The following is a 16,170-nucleotide window of genomic DNA, read 5'->3' on the forward strand; positions in this document are numbered from 1 at the left end:
GGCCGGGAAGGTGTCTGTCTCCCTTTCGCGCTCCCTTTCGCGGCCGGGAGGGCTTCAGCCGACCGAGGCGAGCCGCCGGCCGGCGCCCTCGACCGCCTCCAACAGGCCGGCCAGGGCGTCACGGGTGGCCCGCAGCCCGGCGAGCCGCTCCTCCAGCCCGGCGAGCCGGCCGCGCAGGTGCGTGAGCGTGCAGGCGGCGAGCCGGTCGTCCCCCTCGACGCAGGGCAGCACCTCCTTGATCACCCTGGTCGGCAGCCCGGCGTCGAGCAGGGTGCGGATGCGCCGCACGACGACCGGCGCGTCGGGCCCGTAGTGCCGCTCGCCCACCCCGCCATTGCGCCCTTTATCTCCAATTTGAGCGACGAGAATTACGGGCGAATTTTCCGGCATTTCTTGGATTTGCCCAGGTAGGCGACCTGAAATTTGTTCGAAGTCGCGTCCGGAAATGGCCTTGGCAGCCGCGACCGCACGGGTAATCTGAGCACCAAGAAAGAAAGGAAGCGGGACCGGAGATCCAATACATCCCCGGTCCCTACCTAGAAAGGTAGGGGAGATCGCGATGAGCATCAAGGACGCGGCGCTCGAATACGCCACGGCGATCGAGAACGAGCTGATCCAGGTCCGCGCCGACCAGATGGAGCTCGGCCAGCAACTCACCGAGCGCATCAACGGCGTCGCCGACCGGGTCAAGGTCCTCGACGGGAAGGTCACGGCCCTGGATGCCAAGGTGGCCAGGCTGGACGACAAGGTCGCGAAGCTGGACGACAAGGTCGCAAGGCTGGACGACAAGGTCGCAAGGCTGGACGACAAGGTCGCCAACCTCGACACCAGGTTCACGGTGATGGAGGGCACGATGGCCACGATGCAGGACAGCCAGCGGTCCATGCAGAAGACACAGCTCGAGATGATGGACATCCTCGTCTCCATCCAGACCAAGCTCGAGCGCAACTAGCCCCCACAGGGCATGACGCGTGACCGGCCGCGCGCCCGGCCGGTCACGCGACGATCAGCTCGCCCGCCTGCTCACCCAGCACCTGCCGGGCCTCCTCCGGCAGCCCCGCGTCCGAGACCACCACGTCCGCCTCCGCCAGCTCGGCGATGGTGCTGATGCCGACCGTGCCCCACTTGGTGTGGTCGGCGAGCACGACGAGGCGGCAGGCGGCCTCGACGAGCGCGCGGTCCGTCTCGGCCTCCATCATGTTCGGGGTGGTGAATCCGGCCCGCACGCTCATTCCGTGCACGCCGAGGAAGAGCAGATCCATGTTGAGCCGCCGGATCGCGGCGACGGCGACCGGGCCGACGAGCGCGTCCGACGGGGTGCGCTCGCCGCCGGTGAGCACGACCGTCTGGTCCGGCCGGCCGGCCCGCTGGAAGACGTCGCCGACGCGCACCGAGTTCGTCACGACGGTCAGGCCGGGCACCGCGGCCAGCTCGTGGGCCAGCGTGTACGTCGTCGTGCCGGCCGACAGCGCGACCGCGGAGCCCGGCTCCACCAGGACCGCGGCGCGCCGGGCGATGGCCCGTTTCTCCTCCTCCTGCCGCATGGACTTGGCGGCGAAGCCGGGCTCGTCGGTAGAGCCGGTGCCGATCGCCGTGGCGCCGCCGTGCACCTTGGCGAGCAGCCCCCGCTCGGCCAGCACCTCCAGGTCACGGCGGACGGTGATGTCGGAGACGCCGAACGCCCGTACGAGATCGACGACCTTGACGCCGCCGTTCAGCCGGACCAGTTCGAGAATGGCCTGCTGCCGCTGCGGGGCCAGCATCGCGTCACCACATCCCAACAGTTTCCGACACGCCCTCAGACGCATGATGACACGCCGTTCCCGGAAATCCCTCCGCCTTGTTCCGCGAACACCAGCGAACTCCGCCGAACTCCTGCAAACTCCCGCGAACTCCGCCGAACTCCCGCAAACTCGCACGAAATCATGCGTTGACAGTCCGAAATGTTGGGTTTTCGATGAATGGAAGTGCGCGAACTCGGGGGAATCTGACGGTCCACGCTAGGAGGAACCACCCATGGACCATGGTGCGCCCCTCTCCCGCCGCAACCTCCTGCTCGGGGCCGCCGCCGCGTTCGGCGTCCCGGCCCTGCTCACCGGCTGCTCCTCCGGCCCCCGGCCGGCCACGGGCGGCGCGAGCGCCTCGGGCGGCCTCGGCACGGTGACGCTCGGCTCCAACGCCTCCGACGAGGTGCCGAAGAAGTCGCTGGCCACGGTGCTCGACAGCTTCCACTCCGCCCAGGTGAAGGTCAACACGGTCGATCACAACACGTTCCAGGAGAACATCAACCGCTACCTCAAGGGCACGCCGGACGATGTCTTCACCTGGTTCGCCGGCTACCGGATGCAGTTCTTCGCCGAGCAGGGCCTGGCCACCGACATCTCGGACGTGTGGCGCGAGATCGGCGGCGACTACACGCAGGCGTTCAAGGACGCCTCGACGGGCACGGACGGCAAGCAGTACTTCGTGCCGTTCACCTACTACCCCTGGGCCGTCTTCTACCGCAAGAGCCTCTGGCAGCAGAAGGGCTACGAGCCGCCCAGGACGCTCGACGAGTTCACGGCGCTGGCCAGGAAGATGAAGGCCGACGGGCTCATCCCCCTCGCGTTCGCCGACAAGGACGGCTGGCCGGCCATGGGCACGTTCGACATCATCAACATGCGGACGAACGGCTACGACTTCCACATCTCCCTCATGGGCGGCAAGGAGTCGTGGACCGACCCGCGGGTCAGGCAGGTCTTCGACACCTGGCGCGGGCTCATGGAGTACCACCAGCCGGCCGCGCTGGGCCGTACGTGGCAGGAGGCCGCGCAGTCGCTCCAGCAGAAGAAGACCGGCATGTACCTGCTCGGCATGTTCGTCGCCCAGCAGTTCCCCGAGAACGAGCGCGACGACCTCGACTTCTTCACCTTCCCGGAGATCAACCCGGCGCACGGCACCGACTCGATCGACGCGCCCATCGACGGCTACATGATCTCCGCCAAGGCGAAGAACGTGGACGGCGCCAAGGCGCTGCTCAAGCATCTCGCCCAGGCCGCGGCGCAGAACGTCGCCACCGGGCTGGACCCCGGCACCCTGGCCGCCAGCTCCAAGGCCGACACGAGCGGCTACAGCGCGCTGCAGAAGCGCGGCGCCGAGCTGGTGTCCAAGGCGGCGCACATCGCCCAGTTCCTCGACCGCGACACCCGCCCCGACTTCGCCTCGACCGTGATGATCCCCTCACTCCAGTCGTTCGTCGGCAAACCCGGCGAGATCGACTCCTTGCTGGCCGGCATCGAGAAGCAGAAGGCCACCATCTTCCGCTGATGGCCGTCAAGACCCGTCGCTACTCCGCCCGCGACGTGACCGTGCTGGTCATCGGGCTGGGGGTGGCCATCGTCGTCAACGTGGGCCTCATCTGGGGGCCCACGCTGGCCTCCGTGGGGCTGTCCGGAACCGACTGGAACGGCATCGGCCCTCTCGACTGGGTCGGCGGACGCAACTACGCCGACCTGGCCGGCGCGTACCCGCCGTTCTGGTCCGCGATCCGCAACAACCTGCTGTGGCTGGGGTTTCTCGGCCTGGTCGCGACGCCGTTCGGGCTGTTCTGCGCGGTGCTGCTGGACCGGCGGCTGCGGCTGTCGCGGATCTACCAGAGCGCGCTCTACCTGCCGGTCGTGCTGTCGCTGGCCGTGGTGGGCTTCATCGCGCAGCTCGTCTACTCCTCCGACTACGGCGTGCTGAACGCGGTGACCGGGCTGAGCGTGGACTGGCTCGGCGACCGGTCGATCAACATCTGGGTGGTCATGGTGGCGGCCGGCTGGCGGCACGTCGGCTACGTCATGATCATCTATCTGGCCGGGCTGAAGGCGGTGGACCCCGCGCTGAAGGAGGCTGCGGCCATCGACGGGGCGAGCGAGGCGCAGACGTTCTTCCGCGTCGTGTTCCCCACGCTGCGGCCGATCAACGTGATCGTGCTGGTCATCACGGTGATCGAGGCGCTGCGCGCGTTCGACATCGTCTACGCGATCAACCGCGGCCGCAACGGGCTGGAGCTGCTGTCCGTGCTGGTCACCGAGAACATCGTGGGCGAGGCCAGCCGGATCGGGTTCGGCTCGGCCATCGCGGTGATCCTGCTGGCGATCTCGATCGGGTTCATCGTGACGTACCTGTCGCAGCTGTTCAGGGAGGAACGATGACGCTCACCGCCCCCGCCCCCACCCGCGCGTCCGGGCGGCCCGGCACGCCGCCCCGCCGCCCGGTGCGCCCGCTGCGGGTGCTGCTGCACGCCTTCCTCGGGCTGGTCGCGCTGGGCTGGCTGCTGCCGCTGGCGCTCGCGGTGTACGCCTCGCTGCGCCCGTACGACGAGACGGCCCGCCTGGGCTACCTCTCGCTGCCCGAGCACCTGACGCTCGACTACTACGGCCGGGCGTGGAGCCAGGCGGAGCTGCCCCGCTACTACCTCAACACGCTGATCATCGTGGTCCCGGCGCTGGTGGTCACGCTGTTCATGGCGTCGTTCACGGCGTTCGCCATCGCGCGGCTGCGCGTCCCGGGCCGCAGGACGCTGCTCATCGTCTTCACCGCGGGCAACCTGCTGCCGCCGCAGGTGCTCATCACCCCGCTCTACACCGTGTACGCGATGGTCCCGCTGCCGGCGTGGCTGTCGGACTCGCAGTCCCTGTACGACTCCTACCTCGGGCTGATCCTGGTCCACGTGGCGTTCCAGTTCGGGTTCTGCGTGTTCGTGATGGCCAACTTCATGCGCACGATCCCGGAGGAGATCAACGAGGCGGCGCTGGTGGACGGGGCGAGCGTGTGGAAACGGTACTGGCGGCTGACGCTGCCGCTGTGCCGGCCGGTGCTCGCGGCGCTGTCCACGCTGCAGTTCACCTGGATGTACAACGACTTCCTGTGGGCGCTGGTGCTCATGTCGTCAGGCGACAAGCTGCCGGTCACCTCGGCGCTGAACAACCTGCGCGGCCAGTTCTTCACCGACTACAACCTGCTGGCCGCCGGGTCGGTGCTGGTGGCGCTGCCGACGCTGATCGTGTTCCAGTTGCTGCACAAGCAGTTCGTGGCCGGGCTGACGCTCGGGGCGACGAAGGGATGACCTCACCGGAAGGATGACTCTCACAGGAGGGATGACTCTCACAGGAGGGTGTGGAAGCGGGTGGCGACCAGGTCCCAGGACCACTCGCGGCCGATCCACTCGCGGCCGGCGGCGCCCAGCTTGCGGGCCCGCTCGGGGTCGCCGAGCAGTTCGGCGAGGGCGGCGGCGACCTCGCCGGTGTCCTCGCCGTCCACGAGCAGGCCGGTCTCGCCGTGGCGGACGGCGTCGGGCGCCCCGCCGGAGGCGCCCGCCACCACGGGCAGGCCGGTCGCCGACGCCTCCAGGAACACGATGCCGAGCCCCTCCACGTCGATCCCGCGCCAGCGCGTACGGCAGGGCATGGCGAAGACGTCGCCCGCCGCGTAGTAGCCGGGCAGCTCCGAGGCCGGGACGGTGCCGGTGAAGCGGACCGACTCGTGCCGGCCGGCCAGCCGTTCCAGCCGCCGCCGGTACGGGCCGCCGCCCACCAGCAGCAGCACGGCGTCCGGGACGGCCGCGAGCACCTCCGGCCAGGCCGCGATCAGCCGGTCCTGGCCCTTGCGCGGCACGAGCCGGGACACGCACACGACCACGGGCCGGCCGGCCAGCCCGAGCGCCTCCTTGGCCCGGCCGGGCTCGGCCTCGGGGCGGAAGCGCCCGGTGTCGACGCCGGGCGCGAGCTGGACGAGCTTGTCCGGCGGGATGGCGGCGGCCAGCCGGGCGCGCGTGTACTCCCCCAGGTACGTGACCACGTCGGCGTGCCCGCCGATGCGGCGCAGCACGGAGCGGAACCCGGGCCCGGCCGCCCAGGACGCCTCGTGGCCATGCGTGAGCATCACCACCCGCCGCGCCCCCGCGGCGCGCAGCCGCGGGGCGAGCAGCCCGAGCGGGGCCGCGGCGCCGAACACCACGGTCCGGGCGCCGTGCTCGGCGACCAGCCGGGCCGCCGTGCGCGCGACGTCGGGCGTGGGCAGCATGAGCGAGGTCGGATGGCGCACGACGGGGTACGGCTGGCTGCGGTCGAACTCGGCGCAGCCCGGCCAGGCGGGCGCGTAGACCGCCACGCCGGGGGTGCGCGCGGCCAGGCCGTGGACGAAGGACTGGATGCCGCCCGGCCGCGGCGGGAAGTCGTTGGTGACGATGACGACGCGGCCGGTCACGGCGCCGGGACGCCATTCAGCCGGGCCCAGGCCCGCGCCAGGGCGATCCGCTCGGGCGTCGACGGATGGGACGCATAGAGCGCATATTCCACGGCATCAGGCGACAAGTCGGCAATATTGGTGATCGCCAGGCGTTTCTGCATGGCCACGAAGGTGGCCGGGTCTCTCGTCAGGTCGAGGGCGTGGACGTCGGCCCGGGCCTCGACGTGGCGGCTGACGAGGTTCAGCGCGGGGCCGGACAGCACGGTGGCCAGGGACATCAGTCCGACCAGCACGCCCACCGCCCTCGGGTCGGCCGCCGAGGCGACTCCGGCGCGCCGCCGTACGAGCTGGAAGGCCAGGTACAGCAGCGCCGTGCCGGCGGCGGCGCCCAGCGCGCCGACGAGGGTGCCGTCGAGCACGTCGCCGTTCCTGGCGTGGCCGAGCTCGTGCGCGACCACCAGCTCCACCTGCGGGGCCGGCGCGCGCAGCAGCGTGTCGTAGACGACGATCCGGCGGGTGGCGCCGAAGCCGGAGACGTACGCGTTGAGCGCCGTGGTGCGGCGGGAGGCGTCGGCGACGAGCACGTCCTCGACCGGCACGCCGTCCCGCGCGGCCATCTGCAGCAGGCCCGTGCGCAGCGGGCCCTGCGGCATGGGGCGGAAGTCGTTGTACAGCGGCTCGACCACCACGGGATAGACGAACGACAGCGCCACGGTCAGCGCGAACGCCCCCGCGGCGGCGGGGATCCACCACCGCCGCACCTTCCGGGCCAGGCCGACCACGGCGATCATCGCGACCGCCAGCACGGCGGCGTTGACCCCGATGCCCTTGACGCGGTCGGCCGACCAGGCGGCCCAGTCCTGCGTGGACAGCCCGTACGCGCGCAGCACGGTCTCGGCCCACATGCCGAGCGGCCAGCGCACCGCCTCGACCAGTGCGGTGAGGAGCAGCACGCCGAGGACGACCCGCACCCACCACGGGCCGCGCAGGCGGCCGAGCAGCCGGGCGCCGACCGGGGTGAGGACGAGCAGGCCGGCGAACAGCAGGCTGAGGCCCAGCGACAGGTAGGCGGGGGCGGTGGTGGCGGCGTCGAACGCGGCGGCGCGGGCGATCTCGGCGGGGGTGAAGTCGCGGGCGGGGTCGGGGGCGACGTACGGCGCGGAGGGCGGCAGCGCCCGCCAGGGCGTCGTGACGACCACGACGGCCAGGGTGGCGAGGCCGAGCACGGCGCACACCACCCCGGCCTGCCGCCACCCGGCCCCGGCCTCAGCCCCGGCCCCGGCCCCGGCCCCGGCCTGATCGTCTCGCGCGCCCGTCCCGGACGCGCCAGGGCCCGGCTCCCCGGATTCGGAGGCGCCGGGCACGTCCGGCCTCGACTCCCCGGCCGCGGAGGCGCCGGGCACCCCGGAGCCCGGCTGCCCAGATTCGGAGGCGCTGGGCACGTCGGAGCCCGGCTCCCCGGGGTCGGAGGACCCGGGCACGTCGGACCCCGCTTCCTGCGGCGTGTCCGGCCCGGACGCGTCCGTCGTGGGGAAGGTGTCCCCCACCTGCCCGTCCTTCGTCACGTTTCCCCCTACGCCAGCTTCTCACGCACGTACGCGCGCCAGCCCGCCGTCAGCCTCGCGATGGGCAGCCCGGCGGCGGCGAGCGCCCGGGCGGCGCCCCGCGTCCTGGCATCACGGTAGAGCCTTACCAGCGTCTCCTCTCCGCGCCACTCGGCGACGAACCGGCACGCGAGCCACGCCTCCTGGTAGACCGCCGCCAGCCTGGACGAACCGGGCGCGAAGTCGGCGGCCCCGGGCAGCCTGCCCGGCGTCCTCCCGGCCCGCACCTCGGCGGCCAGCTCGGCGGCAGCCACCGGCACGGCCAAGCCGGCGTCGCGGTAGGCCACGTAGTCGGCGAACCCCTCGTACAGCCAGGGTGGCAGTCCGCCGGTGCCGGCGGCGACGTGGGTGAGCTCGTGGGCGAGCACGACGTCCCGGCCGACGTCGGTGAGGCGGCCGAACGCCTCGGGAACGACGATGACCCGCCCGCCGTCGGCCAGGGCGGCCAGCCCTTCGACGTCTGTGACGCCGGCCAGCCGCGCGGCCTCGGCGGAGGTGGCCGGCACGAGCACGAGCGGCCTCACGGGGGTCCGCAGGACGGCGGAGACGCGCGCGGCGGCGGCGTCGGCGCGGTGAGCCAGGTCCCGCAGGAGCGCCGGGTCGGCCCGGTGTCCGCGCACGTGTCCCAGCACGAGGGACCGCGCGCCGGGGACGGCCCGGGTCTCCCCCGGCCACGGCTCGGCCGCCATTCCGGTGCCGGAGGGGCCTGCCGTCGTGACCCTCGCGTCCTGGAGGGCGCCGGTGCGGTCAGGAGCGTCCTGGAGGGCGCCGGTGCGGTCAGGAGCCTCGTGAAGGGCGGCGCCGGTGCGGTCAGGAGCGTTTTGGAGGGCGGCGCCGGTGCGGTCGGGAGAGGACGCGGCGGCGAGCGCGAGCAGGGGCGCCACCCCCGCCAGCACGGCACGACGACTCACCCGGGCGGACACGCTGTCCGATCGTACCCGGCCGTCCGGCCGCCGCCCGGCGGTTCCGCCATACGACGGACCGGTCGGCCCCGAGCCCCGTGAACGTACGACGCCCCGCGAACGCACGATGACCCCGCGAACGCACGAAGACCCCGTCCCCAACCCGGGACGGGGTCTTCGTGAGTGCTCACAGGCCAGGACGTACCGCACCCACGAACGACGACTTGCGCCATCCGCTGAGCTTCTCGATGCGTACCGTCAGACCTGTCCGCGGCGAGTGGACCATCTTGCCGTGGCCGACGTACATGCCCACGTGGCCGAGTCCCCGGAAGAACATCAGGTCGCCCGGCCGCAGGTGCTTCCAGGAGATCTTCTTCTTGATGCGTGCGTACTGGCTGTTCGTCACGCGGGGGATGCGCACGCCGGCCTTCTTCCAGGCGTACTGGACGAGACCGGAGCAGTCGAACGCGCCAGGGCCGGTGCCGCCGTAGCGGTACGGGTCACCGATCTGGGCCTTCGCCACGGCGACGGCCGTGTGGGCCTTCGCCTGCTGCCGGACGGCTTTCGACGCCTTCGCCGTCTTACGGATGGCCTGCTTCACGGACGCGGCGGCCGTGCCCGCCGAAACCGTGGAAACGCCGGCCGTGCTGCTCGTCGTCCCTTGCGCCTGGGCCGCCGGGGCATGGAGAACCAGGCCTCCGGCCGTCACGGTCATGGAGAGAGCGACACCGCTCAGAGCGATTCGGGACAGACGGGGGTTGTGCGAAGAGGTAGACAGGATTTCTCCTTGGATCTTCCACGAACGCCTACCGGGTTAGCTGACGGATTCGGGCCTGGAAGTCGCCCTACGGCGCGCTCGCGCGCCGATTCACCCCTGATCCCGGGCTCGGGATCGCTGGGTCCCCGGCTCCGTGCCTCCTGGCTGCACGGACTCGGCAGGTCACCGCCGACACACGTACGGATATCTACGGCGGCGACCGCTGGATCTCTATCTCGTCCACATCGGGAGGACCGATGCTGGCTCGCGACGCCATGGCTTGTTCGCCGCGACGCCAGAAGTTACGCCGACAAGTCATGAAACGGCAAAGCCATCGTCAAGCTGTAAAGATCCACATAAGGTGTTAGTAAGACGATGAATCCCAGCTTGTCGCCATGATTCGTTACGCAAATGTGACTCTGCTCACACTTGACGAATCACTGGCCAGTCAGGACTCTTTCGTCGCATTTGTCAGGTTTGCCCCGGTCGTCCTGCCAGGCCACGTGACCATGAACGGCACCGGATCCGTTCAGTTCTTTACAGTCGTTCCGGCACGGAATAACGGCAGGATTGCTAGACTGCCCCGCCGCGAGCTCGCGAACGGGGCGGGAGGGCCGCCGTGAGGCCGGTCTCAGGGACGGGCCGTGAGGCCGGTCTCAGGGACGGACGGCGCCGACGATGCTGCCGCCGTACGAGGAGAGCGTGACGACCTTGACCACGTCGCCCGTCTGCGGCGCGTGAACGATCTGGCCGTTGCCCGCGTAGATGCTGACGTGGCCGAGACCGTTGCTGAAGATGAGATCGCCGGGCTGGAGCGCGTCCAGCGAGACCTTGCGCGAGGCGCCCCACGCCCACTGCTGCCAGGTGGTGCGCGGCAGGGAGACGCCGGCCGCGCGCCAGGCGGCCTGCGTGAGGCCCGAGCAGTCCCAGCCCCCGGGGCCCGTGCCGCCGAACACGTACGGCTTGCCGACCTGCGCGTAGGCGAACCTCAGGACGGCCGCCGCGTTGCCCGAGGCCGCACCGGTGTACTTGATGCCGGTGCTGTTCGGGTCGCCTGCCCGGTAGGCGCCGAGCCGGTCGAGCAGCTTCTTCTGCTGGGCGATGAGCTTGAGGACCTCGGCGCGTTCCTTGCGCACCGCGTCGCGCTCGTCGTCGGCGGCGGCCAGGGCCGCCTCGGCCTTGTCGCGCTCGGTCTTGAGGCCGCGGTTCTCCCGGTCGAAGGCGGCCAGCTTCTCGGCGCGCTCCCGGGACACCTGGTCGGCCAGGGCGAGGCCGCCGAGGACGGTCGTGGGGTCGTCGGAGGTGATCACGCCCGGCACGGCCGCGGCGTCGCCGCCGAGCTTGTAGCTGTTGACCGCCGCGGAGATGACCTGCTGGCGCAGGTCGGCCACGGTGGCGAGCTTGCGCTTGTAGCTGGCGTTGAGCCCGTCGTAGACGCCCTGGGCCTTCTTGTGCTTCTCGGTCGCCGTGTTGTAGCGGTCGACGACCTTGTCGGCCTTGTCGTTGAGCTTGGCGAGCTTGGCCTTCGCCTGCTTGATCGTCGGCTTTGGCGCGGCCTGGGCTCCACCTGTCGGCACGACCATCAATCCGACCGCGAGACCCGCGACCACCGGCAACCGGCCCAACCTCACAGCGACGCCTCCCAGGGAACACACCTGGGGCGAAATAGTACAGAAGTGGCGGCAGGGATCTCACCTAAACGCCAGATTCCTTTTACCGCTGCTTTACCGCCGGCGGCCCTGACCGCATCCGTTCACGTCGGCGCCCCTGACCGCACCTGTCCAACCCGGGCGGCGATGCCGCGCCGGGCCCAGCCCGAACGGAGCCACCGGCGCGGGTTCGGGCTCAGGCGCGGCCCAGCCTGCGCAGCAGCAGTCCTGATGGTACGGGCCGGGCGCCCATCCTGCGCACGGATTCGGCGACCTCGCGGTCGGAGGACACCACGGCGATGGCCCGCCCCGGCGGCTCGGCCCGGACGAGCTGGCGGATGAGGTCGTCGGCGATCTCCCCCGGCGCGCTGAACAGCACGCGCACCCCGCGCGGCGCCACCACCTGGACCGGCGCGTTCAGCTCGGCCCCGTCGAAGACCACGGTCACCTCGACGCGGGTCTGCGCGACGAGCCCGCCGAGCCCGGTCATGAGGCGGTTACGCTGGTCGGCCAGCGTGAGCGTGCCGTAGCCGGCCTTGGTCACGTTGTAGCCGTCGATGATCAGGTGCACCTGCGGCAACGCGAGGAGCTGGTCGAGGAGCTGCGGGTCGTCGTCGGCCAGCGCGCGGGCGGGCACGCCGCGCACGCTCGGACGTTCGCCGGTGACGGCCGCGACCGAGTCGGCGGGCCGGCTGATCATGGTGGGCAGGGCCAGCTCGCGGCGCAGCCCGGCGGAGGCGTCCTGGAGGGCGTCGAGCAGGACGCGGATGCGGGCGTCCTCGATGCTGCGGCCCTCGCGGGCGGCCCGGCGGGAGGCTTCGAGCTGTTTCTCGGCGTCGGCCAGCCGCTCGCGCAGCCGTCGCAGCTCGGCCTCGCCGGCGCTGCCCGCGGCCGAGGCCGCCGACCGGGCCTCCTCGGCCGCCTGCGCCATCTCCTCGGAGTGCCGCTGCGCCGCCCTGGCCCGCTCGCGCGCCTCGTGGAGGCGGCGGCGCAGGTCGGAGTTCTCCGTACGGGCGGCCTTGAGCTGCTCGCGCAGCCGTTCGGTCTCCTCCTTGGCGGCGTTCTTCTGGGCGGCGAGCTGCTCGCGCAGCCGCGTCACGACCTCTTCGCGCTCGGACCCCTCGGCGGCCACGGCGGAGCGTTCGAGGTCGGCGCGGGCCGCCTCGACCATGTCGGCCCAGCCGGGCGGGCGGGTGAGGTAGGCCGCGGCGGCCACGAGCACGGGGTCGGCGGCGGGCGGCACGTGCCCCTCGGTCAGCGAGGCGACCAGCTCGGGCCAGCCCGCCGTGACCGACTCGGCGACCAGCTCGCGGAACTCCTTGTCGTTCTCGAGCTGCGCGGCGATGGGGGCGCTGCCCAGGCGGGCGCGCTTGCGCGGGTCGAACTTGGCGATGCCCCGCAACGGGGGCGGAACGGACGCAGCGGGAAGCGAGCCGAGGACCTGGGCCGCCAGGTCGACGACGTTCAGCCGCACCGGTTCGGGAAGCGGGCGAGACAGGCCTTCACCCGCTGAGCTCATCCCACTGTCCCTTCGTGACATGCCCTTTCAGACAAGGGTACGGCTGCCCCGTACCTGACCGTAACGCTCGCCCCACGTGGACAAGCGCTTGCTAGGGGTATACCACTGGTGCGGGACCCGAACAGCCGGAGGAGACCGCCATGGCCGAGGAGATGCGGACGTCGACCCGTGACCTGCGTGCCCTCCACGACCGGGTGACCGCGTGGCTGGCCGGCCGCACCGGCGGCCCGGTGGAGGTGTCGGAGCTGTCGCGGCCCTCGGCGAACGGCATGTCCAGCGAGACGCTGTTCTTCACCGCCTCCTGGGCGGGAGAGCGGCCGGTGCGCTGCGTGGCGCGGCTGGCCCCGGCGGCCGAGGCGGTGCCCGTCTTCCCCCGCTACGACCTGGAGGCCCAGTTCGAGGTGATGCGGCTGGCCCGGGAGAGGGCGGGGGTTCCGGCGCCGAGGGCGCTGTGGTTCGAGCCGGACCCGGGGGCGCTGGGCACGCCGTTCTTCGTCATGGAGCGGGAGGACGGGGACGTGCCGCCGGACGTCATGCCGTACACGTTCGAGGGCTGGCTGCTCGACGCACCGCCGGGGAGGCGGCGGACGCTCCAGGACGCGAGCGTGGGACTGCTGGCCGCGCTGCACGACACCCCGTTCACGGGGGAGGAACTGTCGCCCCTCTCACGGCGGGGCCCGGCTCTGCCGGACGACGGACCTCAGCCGCACGGCTCGCCCGGTTCCTCCTACGGCGGGAGGGGCGGGCTGCGGGCGCACGTGGACGCGCAGCGCGCCTACTACGCGTGGGCGCACGGGGACCACCCGATCCCGCTGCTGGAGCGCGCCTTCGGCTGGCTGGAGGCGCACTGGCCGGACGACCCCGGACCCGACGTGCTGACGTGGGGCGACGCCCGGATCGGCAACGTGATGTACCGGGACTTCCGGCCGGTCGCGGTGCTGGACTGGGAGATGGCCGCGGTGGGGCCGCGGGAGCTCGACCTGGCGTGGATGGTCTTCCTGCACCGGTTCTTCCAGGACCTCACGGAGGCCATGGGCCTGCCTGGGCTGCCGGACTTCATGCGCCGGGACGACGTCTGCCGGACGTACCAGGACCTCACGGGTCATCCGCCCGCGAACATGGACTTCCACCTCACGTACGCGGCGCTCAGACATGGGGTGATCATGGCGAGGGTGTGGCGGCGACGGATCCACTTCGGCGAACAGGCCATGCCGGACGACCCCGACGACCTCGTCCTGCACCGCGCGACGTTGGAACGCATGATCGCGGACTGACCCGTGTCACCGGCCGTCCACCGCTCCTCCGTACCCCTGAGCAGCCGTTCGACGGCTCATTTCAGCTCGCGGAGCCCGCGTCGTGGACGATCAGGGCGATCTGCACCCGGTTGTTCAGCCCCAGCTTGGTGAGGATGCGCGAGACGTGCGCCTTGACCGTGGCGACGCTCATGTAGAGATCGGAGCCGATCTCGGCGTTGGACCGGCCCTGGCCGACGACCACCGCCACCTCCCGCTCGCGCTCGCTCAGCCGGTCGAGCAGGGCGCGGGCGCGACCGGAGCGGCTTTCCGTCCCGCCGCCCGACACGTGGCTGATGAGCTGCCGGGTGACGACCGGCGACAGGATGGGCTCGCCGGCGGCCACCTTCCTGATGGCCCCGACCAGCTCGGCGGGCGCGATGTCCTTCAACAGGAACCCCGCCGCGCCGGCCCGCAGCGCCCGGAGCACCTGCGCGTCGGCGTGGAACGTGGTCAGGACCACCACCTCGGGCGGCTCCTTCGCCGCGCGCAGCGCCTCGGTGGCGGTGAGCCCGTCGACGTCCGGCATGCGGATGTCCATGAGGACGACGTCGGGACGGTGCTCGGCGACCATCGGCGGCACCTGTGACCCGTCACCCGCCTCGCCCACGATCTCGATGTCGTCGGCGCCGCCGAGGATCATCGCCAGACCGGCCCGGACGAGCGGGTCGTCGTCCACGATGAGCACCTTGATCGTCATGCCGTCCACCGTAACCACCCTCCGCCACCGACCTCCGCGCACCCCGTCCGACCATGCCCCACCGCACCCGACGGGATCACGGTGTCCATGGCAACCAGGCGTGCAGGCGGAAGTCCCCTCCCGCCGCCGGGCCGAAGTCGAGGCGGCCGCCCGCGAGCTCGACCCGTTCGGTGAGCCCGATGAGCCCCGCCCCCGCGCCCGGGATGCGCGGGCTCTGCCTGGCCCACACCGCGTTGCGCACCTCGACCGTCACCCCGTCGCCCGGACGTCCCGCGACGGTCACCGACACCGGCGCCCCACCCCCGTGCTTGCGCGCGTTGGTGAGGGCCTCCTGGACGACGCGGTAGACGGTACGGCCGAGACCGTCGGACACCACCGCCTCATCTGCCGCCTCACCCGTGGCGTCGCCAGAGGTGTCGCCGGGACTTCCGCCGCCGCCATCGGCGTCGCTCTCGCCGGGATCACCGCCGGGGCCGCCCCGCGTCCCCGTCCCCCCGAATCCGTCCATCGTGAAGGACACCTTCATGCCCGCCTGCCGGCACTCCTCGACGAGGGAGCGCAGGTCGGCCAGCGTGGGCTGGGGCCGGGCCGGGACCGGGCCGTTCTCGTCGCCGGAGGACGACGGGTGGCGCAGCACCCCGATCACCTCGCGCAGATCCTGGAGCGCCTGGTGCGCGCTGTGCCGGATGGCGCCCGCCGCCCTGGAGACCTCCTCCGGCGGCGCGCCGGGCCGGAACTCCAGCGCCCCCGCGTGCAGGCTCAGCATGGAGATGCGGTGGGCCAGCACGTCGTGCATCTCCCGGGCGATCCGCTCGCGTTCGAGCCGCTTGGCCTCCTCGGCCGCGATGACCGCGCGCTGCCGTAACGACCAGACGAGCTGCCGCCGGGCCCGGATCACCACGCCCCACGCGAACACGGTCAGCAGGATCGCCACGCTGAGCGTCATCGTGCCGGTCGGCCCCAGGTCGGGGTCGGGGTGCAGCATCACGTACGGGCCCAGCGTCAGCATGGCGAACGCGGCCACCGCCCCCGCCACCTTGAACGGCCGGTGCACCGCCACCGTGAACAGGCCCACCACCGCCGCCCCGCCCACCATCAGCAGGAACGTCGACAACAGCGTGGTGACCAGCGCGAACCACACCGGCCATCGGCGGCGCAGCCACACGGCCACGCAGGCCAGCACCCCGGCGACCTGCTCGATCACTATGAGCGGTCCCGGCAGGCCCTCCAGCTCCGGCGCGGTCAGGAGCGTGATGCCGCACGCGGCCAGGAACATCGTGATGTCGACGATCCAGTCGCGGGTGGAGCGCCGCACCGGCCGCCCGGCGGAGCCGTCGCCCAGCAGGACGGACGGCAGGGCCCAGCGGTACTCGTCGTGGTCGCTCACATGTCCCGAGGTTAGGGGTTCGCGGGGCGGGCGGACAGCGACCAAAGTCGATACACCGAGCGACCTCCGGCGGACGCGCCGGAGTCACCGCCGGTGTCATGGTCGGGGGCATGGAACGTCACGACGAGCCCCCGGCCTCCCGGCCTT

Annotated in this window: 15 protein-coding genes and 1 riboswitch; of the genes, 5 read left to right on the forward strand and 10 right to left on the reverse strand. The window is 71.9% G+C overall.

What is annotated here, in order from left to right; translation table 11 throughout:
- Positions 1-54 precede the first annotated feature (54 nt).
- Positions 55-327, reverse strand: coding sequence for a MerR family transcriptional regulator (locus HTZ77_RS08055; RefSeq protein WP_175588837.1), 273 nt, complete (start codon positions 325-327; stop codon positions 55-57).
- Between the two features lie 232 nt (positions 328-559).
- On the opposite strand from HTZ77_RS08055, the gene HTZ77_RS08060 reads away from it, so the two are divergent.
- The gene (locus tag HTZ77_RS08060) at positions 560-952 is read left to right on the forward strand and encodes a hypothetical protein (protein ID WP_175588838.1); all 393 of its coding nucleotides are present in this window, start codon (positions 560-562) and stop codon (positions 950-952) included.
- Positions 953-995: 43 nt separating this feature from the next.
- On the opposite strand, the gene HTZ77_RS08065 is transcribed toward HTZ77_RS08060, so the two are convergent.
- Complete coding sequence (locus HTZ77_RS08065; protein WP_175588839.1) at positions 996-1,763, reverse strand: DeoR/GlpR family DNA-binding transcription regulator; 768 nt, start codon at positions 1,761-1,763, stop codon at positions 996-998.
- A gap of 253 nt (positions 1,764-2,016) precedes the next feature.
- Here HTZ77_RS08065 and HTZ77_RS08070 point away from each other — a divergent pair, with 253 nt between their 5' ends.
- Genes HTZ77_RS08070 through HTZ77_RS08080 form a run of 3 tightly spaced genes read left to right on the forward strand, consistent with a single transcriptional unit; the run spans position 2,017 to position 5,092 of the window.
- On the forward strand, positions 2,017-3,306 hold the full coding sequence (locus tag HTZ77_RS08070) for an ABC transporter substrate-binding protein (RefSeq protein WP_175588840.1): 1,290 nt from the start codon (positions 2,017-2,019) through the stop codon (positions 3,304-3,306).
- Positions 3,306-4,178, forward strand: coding sequence for a carbohydrate ABC transporter permease (locus HTZ77_RS08075; protein ID WP_175588841.1), 873 nt, complete (start codon positions 3,306-3,308; stop codon positions 4,176-4,178). The genes HTZ77_RS08070 and HTZ77_RS08075 overlap by 1 nt, the downstream gene beginning before the upstream one ends.
- The gene (locus tag HTZ77_RS08080) at positions 4,175-5,092 is read left to right on the forward strand and encodes a carbohydrate ABC transporter permease (RefSeq protein ID WP_175588842.1); all 918 of its coding nucleotides are present in this window, start codon (positions 4,175-4,177) and stop codon (positions 5,090-5,092) included. Before HTZ77_RS08075 ends, HTZ77_RS08080 begins: the two co-directional genes overlap by 4 nt.
- A 38-nt stretch (positions 5,093-5,130) precedes the next feature.
- Here HTZ77_RS08080 and HTZ77_RS08085 read toward each other — a convergent pair whose 3' ends face one another.
- From HTZ77_RS08085 to HTZ77_RS08110, 6 genes are all read right to left on the reverse strand, one after another.
- Positions 5,131-6,231: a glycosyltransferase family 4 protein gene (locus HTZ77_RS08085; RefSeq protein WP_175588843.1), complete on the reverse strand. Its 1,101-nt coding sequence runs from the start codon at positions 6,229-6,231 to the stop codon at positions 5,131-5,133.
- Positions 6,228-7,778 (reverse strand): M48 family metallopeptidase, encoded by a 1,551-nt coding sequence (locus HTZ77_RS48100; protein WP_328808480.1) that lies wholly within the window; start codon positions 7,776-7,778, stop codon positions 6,228-6,230. The genes HTZ77_RS08085 and HTZ77_RS48100 overlap by 4 nt, the downstream gene beginning before the upstream one ends.
- An 8-nt stretch (positions 7,779-7,786) precedes the next feature.
- Positions 7,787-8,740, reverse strand: coding sequence for a hypothetical protein (locus tag HTZ77_RS08095; RefSeq protein ID WP_175588844.1), 954 nt, complete (start codon positions 8,738-8,740; stop codon positions 7,787-7,789).
- 166 nt (positions 8,741-8,906) lie between these two features.
- On the reverse strand, positions 8,907-9,320 hold the full coding sequence (locus tag HTZ77_RS08100; protein WP_328808481.1) for a C40 family peptidase: 414 nt from the start codon (positions 9,318-9,320) through the stop codon (positions 8,907-8,909).
- Positions 9,321-9,507: 187 nt separating this feature from the next.
- A riboswitch (cyclic di-AMP (ydaO/yuaA leader) is annotated at positions 9,508-9,667 on the reverse strand.
- 465 nt (positions 9,668-10,132) lie between these two features.
- Positions 10,133-11,059, reverse strand: coding sequence for a C40 family peptidase (locus HTZ77_RS08105; RefSeq protein WP_235994478.1), 927 nt, complete (start codon positions 11,057-11,059; stop codon positions 10,133-10,135).
- A 262-nt stretch (positions 11,060-11,321) separates the two neighbouring features.
- Complete coding sequence (locus HTZ77_RS08110; protein ID WP_328808482.1) at positions 11,322-12,599, reverse strand: NYN domain-containing protein; 1,278 nt, start codon at positions 12,597-12,599, stop codon at positions 11,322-11,324.
- Positions 12,600-12,784: 185 nt separating this feature from the next.
- Between HTZ77_RS08110 and HTZ77_RS08115 the strand changes: the two genes are divergently transcribed.
- Positions 12,785-13,918, forward strand: a complete 1,134-nt coding sequence (locus tag HTZ77_RS08115; protein WP_175588848.1) for a phosphotransferase family protein — start codon at positions 12,785-12,787, stop codon at positions 13,916-13,918.
- A 61-nt stretch (positions 13,919-13,979) separates the two neighbouring features.
- Here the strand turns inward: HTZ77_RS08115 and HTZ77_RS08120 are convergent, their stop codons facing one another.
- Together HTZ77_RS08120 and HTZ77_RS08125 are read right to left on the reverse strand one after the other, a co-directional pair.
- Entirely contained in the window at positions 13,980-14,636 is a 657-nt protein-coding gene (locus HTZ77_RS08120; RefSeq protein ID WP_175588849.1) for a response regulator, read from the reverse strand.
- 76 nt (positions 14,637-14,712) lie between these two features.
- Positions 14,713-16,023 (reverse strand): sensor histidine kinase, encoded by a 1,311-nt coding sequence (locus tag HTZ77_RS08125; RefSeq protein WP_328808483.1) that lies wholly within the window; start codon positions 16,021-16,023, stop codon positions 14,713-14,715.
- Positions 16,024-16,170: the final 147 nt, after the last annotated feature.

The organism is Nonomuraea montanisoli (assembly GCF_013363975.1).
GTDB classification, from domain to species: domain Bacteria; phylum Actinomycetota; class Actinomycetes; order Streptosporangiales; family Streptosporangiaceae; genus Nonomuraea; species Nonomuraea montanisoli.

Excerpts from the sequence above, each read along its gene's own strand:
- HTZ77_RS08065 (WP_175588839.1), bottom strand. The coding sequence starts at position 1,763 with ATGCTGGCCCCGCAGCGGCAGCAGGCCATTCTCGAACTGGTCCGGCTG.
- HTZ77_RS08080 (WP_175588842.1), top strand. The coding sequence starts at position 4,175 with ATGACGCTCACCGCCCCCGCCCCCACCCGCGCGTCCGGGCGGCCCGGC.
- HTZ77_RS08105 (WP_235994478.1), bottom strand. The coding sequence starts at position 11,059 with ATGGTCGTGCCGACAGGTGGAGCCCAGGCCGCGCCAAAGCCGACGATC.
- HTZ77_RS08115 (WP_175588848.1), top strand. The coding sequence starts at position 12,785 with ATGGCCGAGGAGATGCGGACGTCGACCCGTGACCTGCGTGCCCTCCAC.
- HTZ77_RS08060 (WP_175588838.1), top strand. The coding sequence starts at position 560 with ATGAGCATCAAGGACGCGGCGCTCGAATACGCCACGGCGATCGAGAAC.
- HTZ77_RS08120 (WP_175588849.1), bottom strand. The coding sequence starts at position 14,636 with ATGACGATCAAGGTGCTCATCGTGGACGACGACCCGCTCGTCCGGGCC.
- HTZ77_RS08070 (WP_175588840.1), top strand. The coding sequence starts at position 2,017 with ATGGACCATGGTGCGCCCCTCTCCCGCCGCAACCTCCTGCTCGGGGCC.
- HTZ77_RS08075 (WP_175588841.1), top strand. The coding sequence starts at position 3,306 with ATGGCCGTCAAGACCCGTCGCTACTCCGCCCGCGACGTGACCGTGCTG.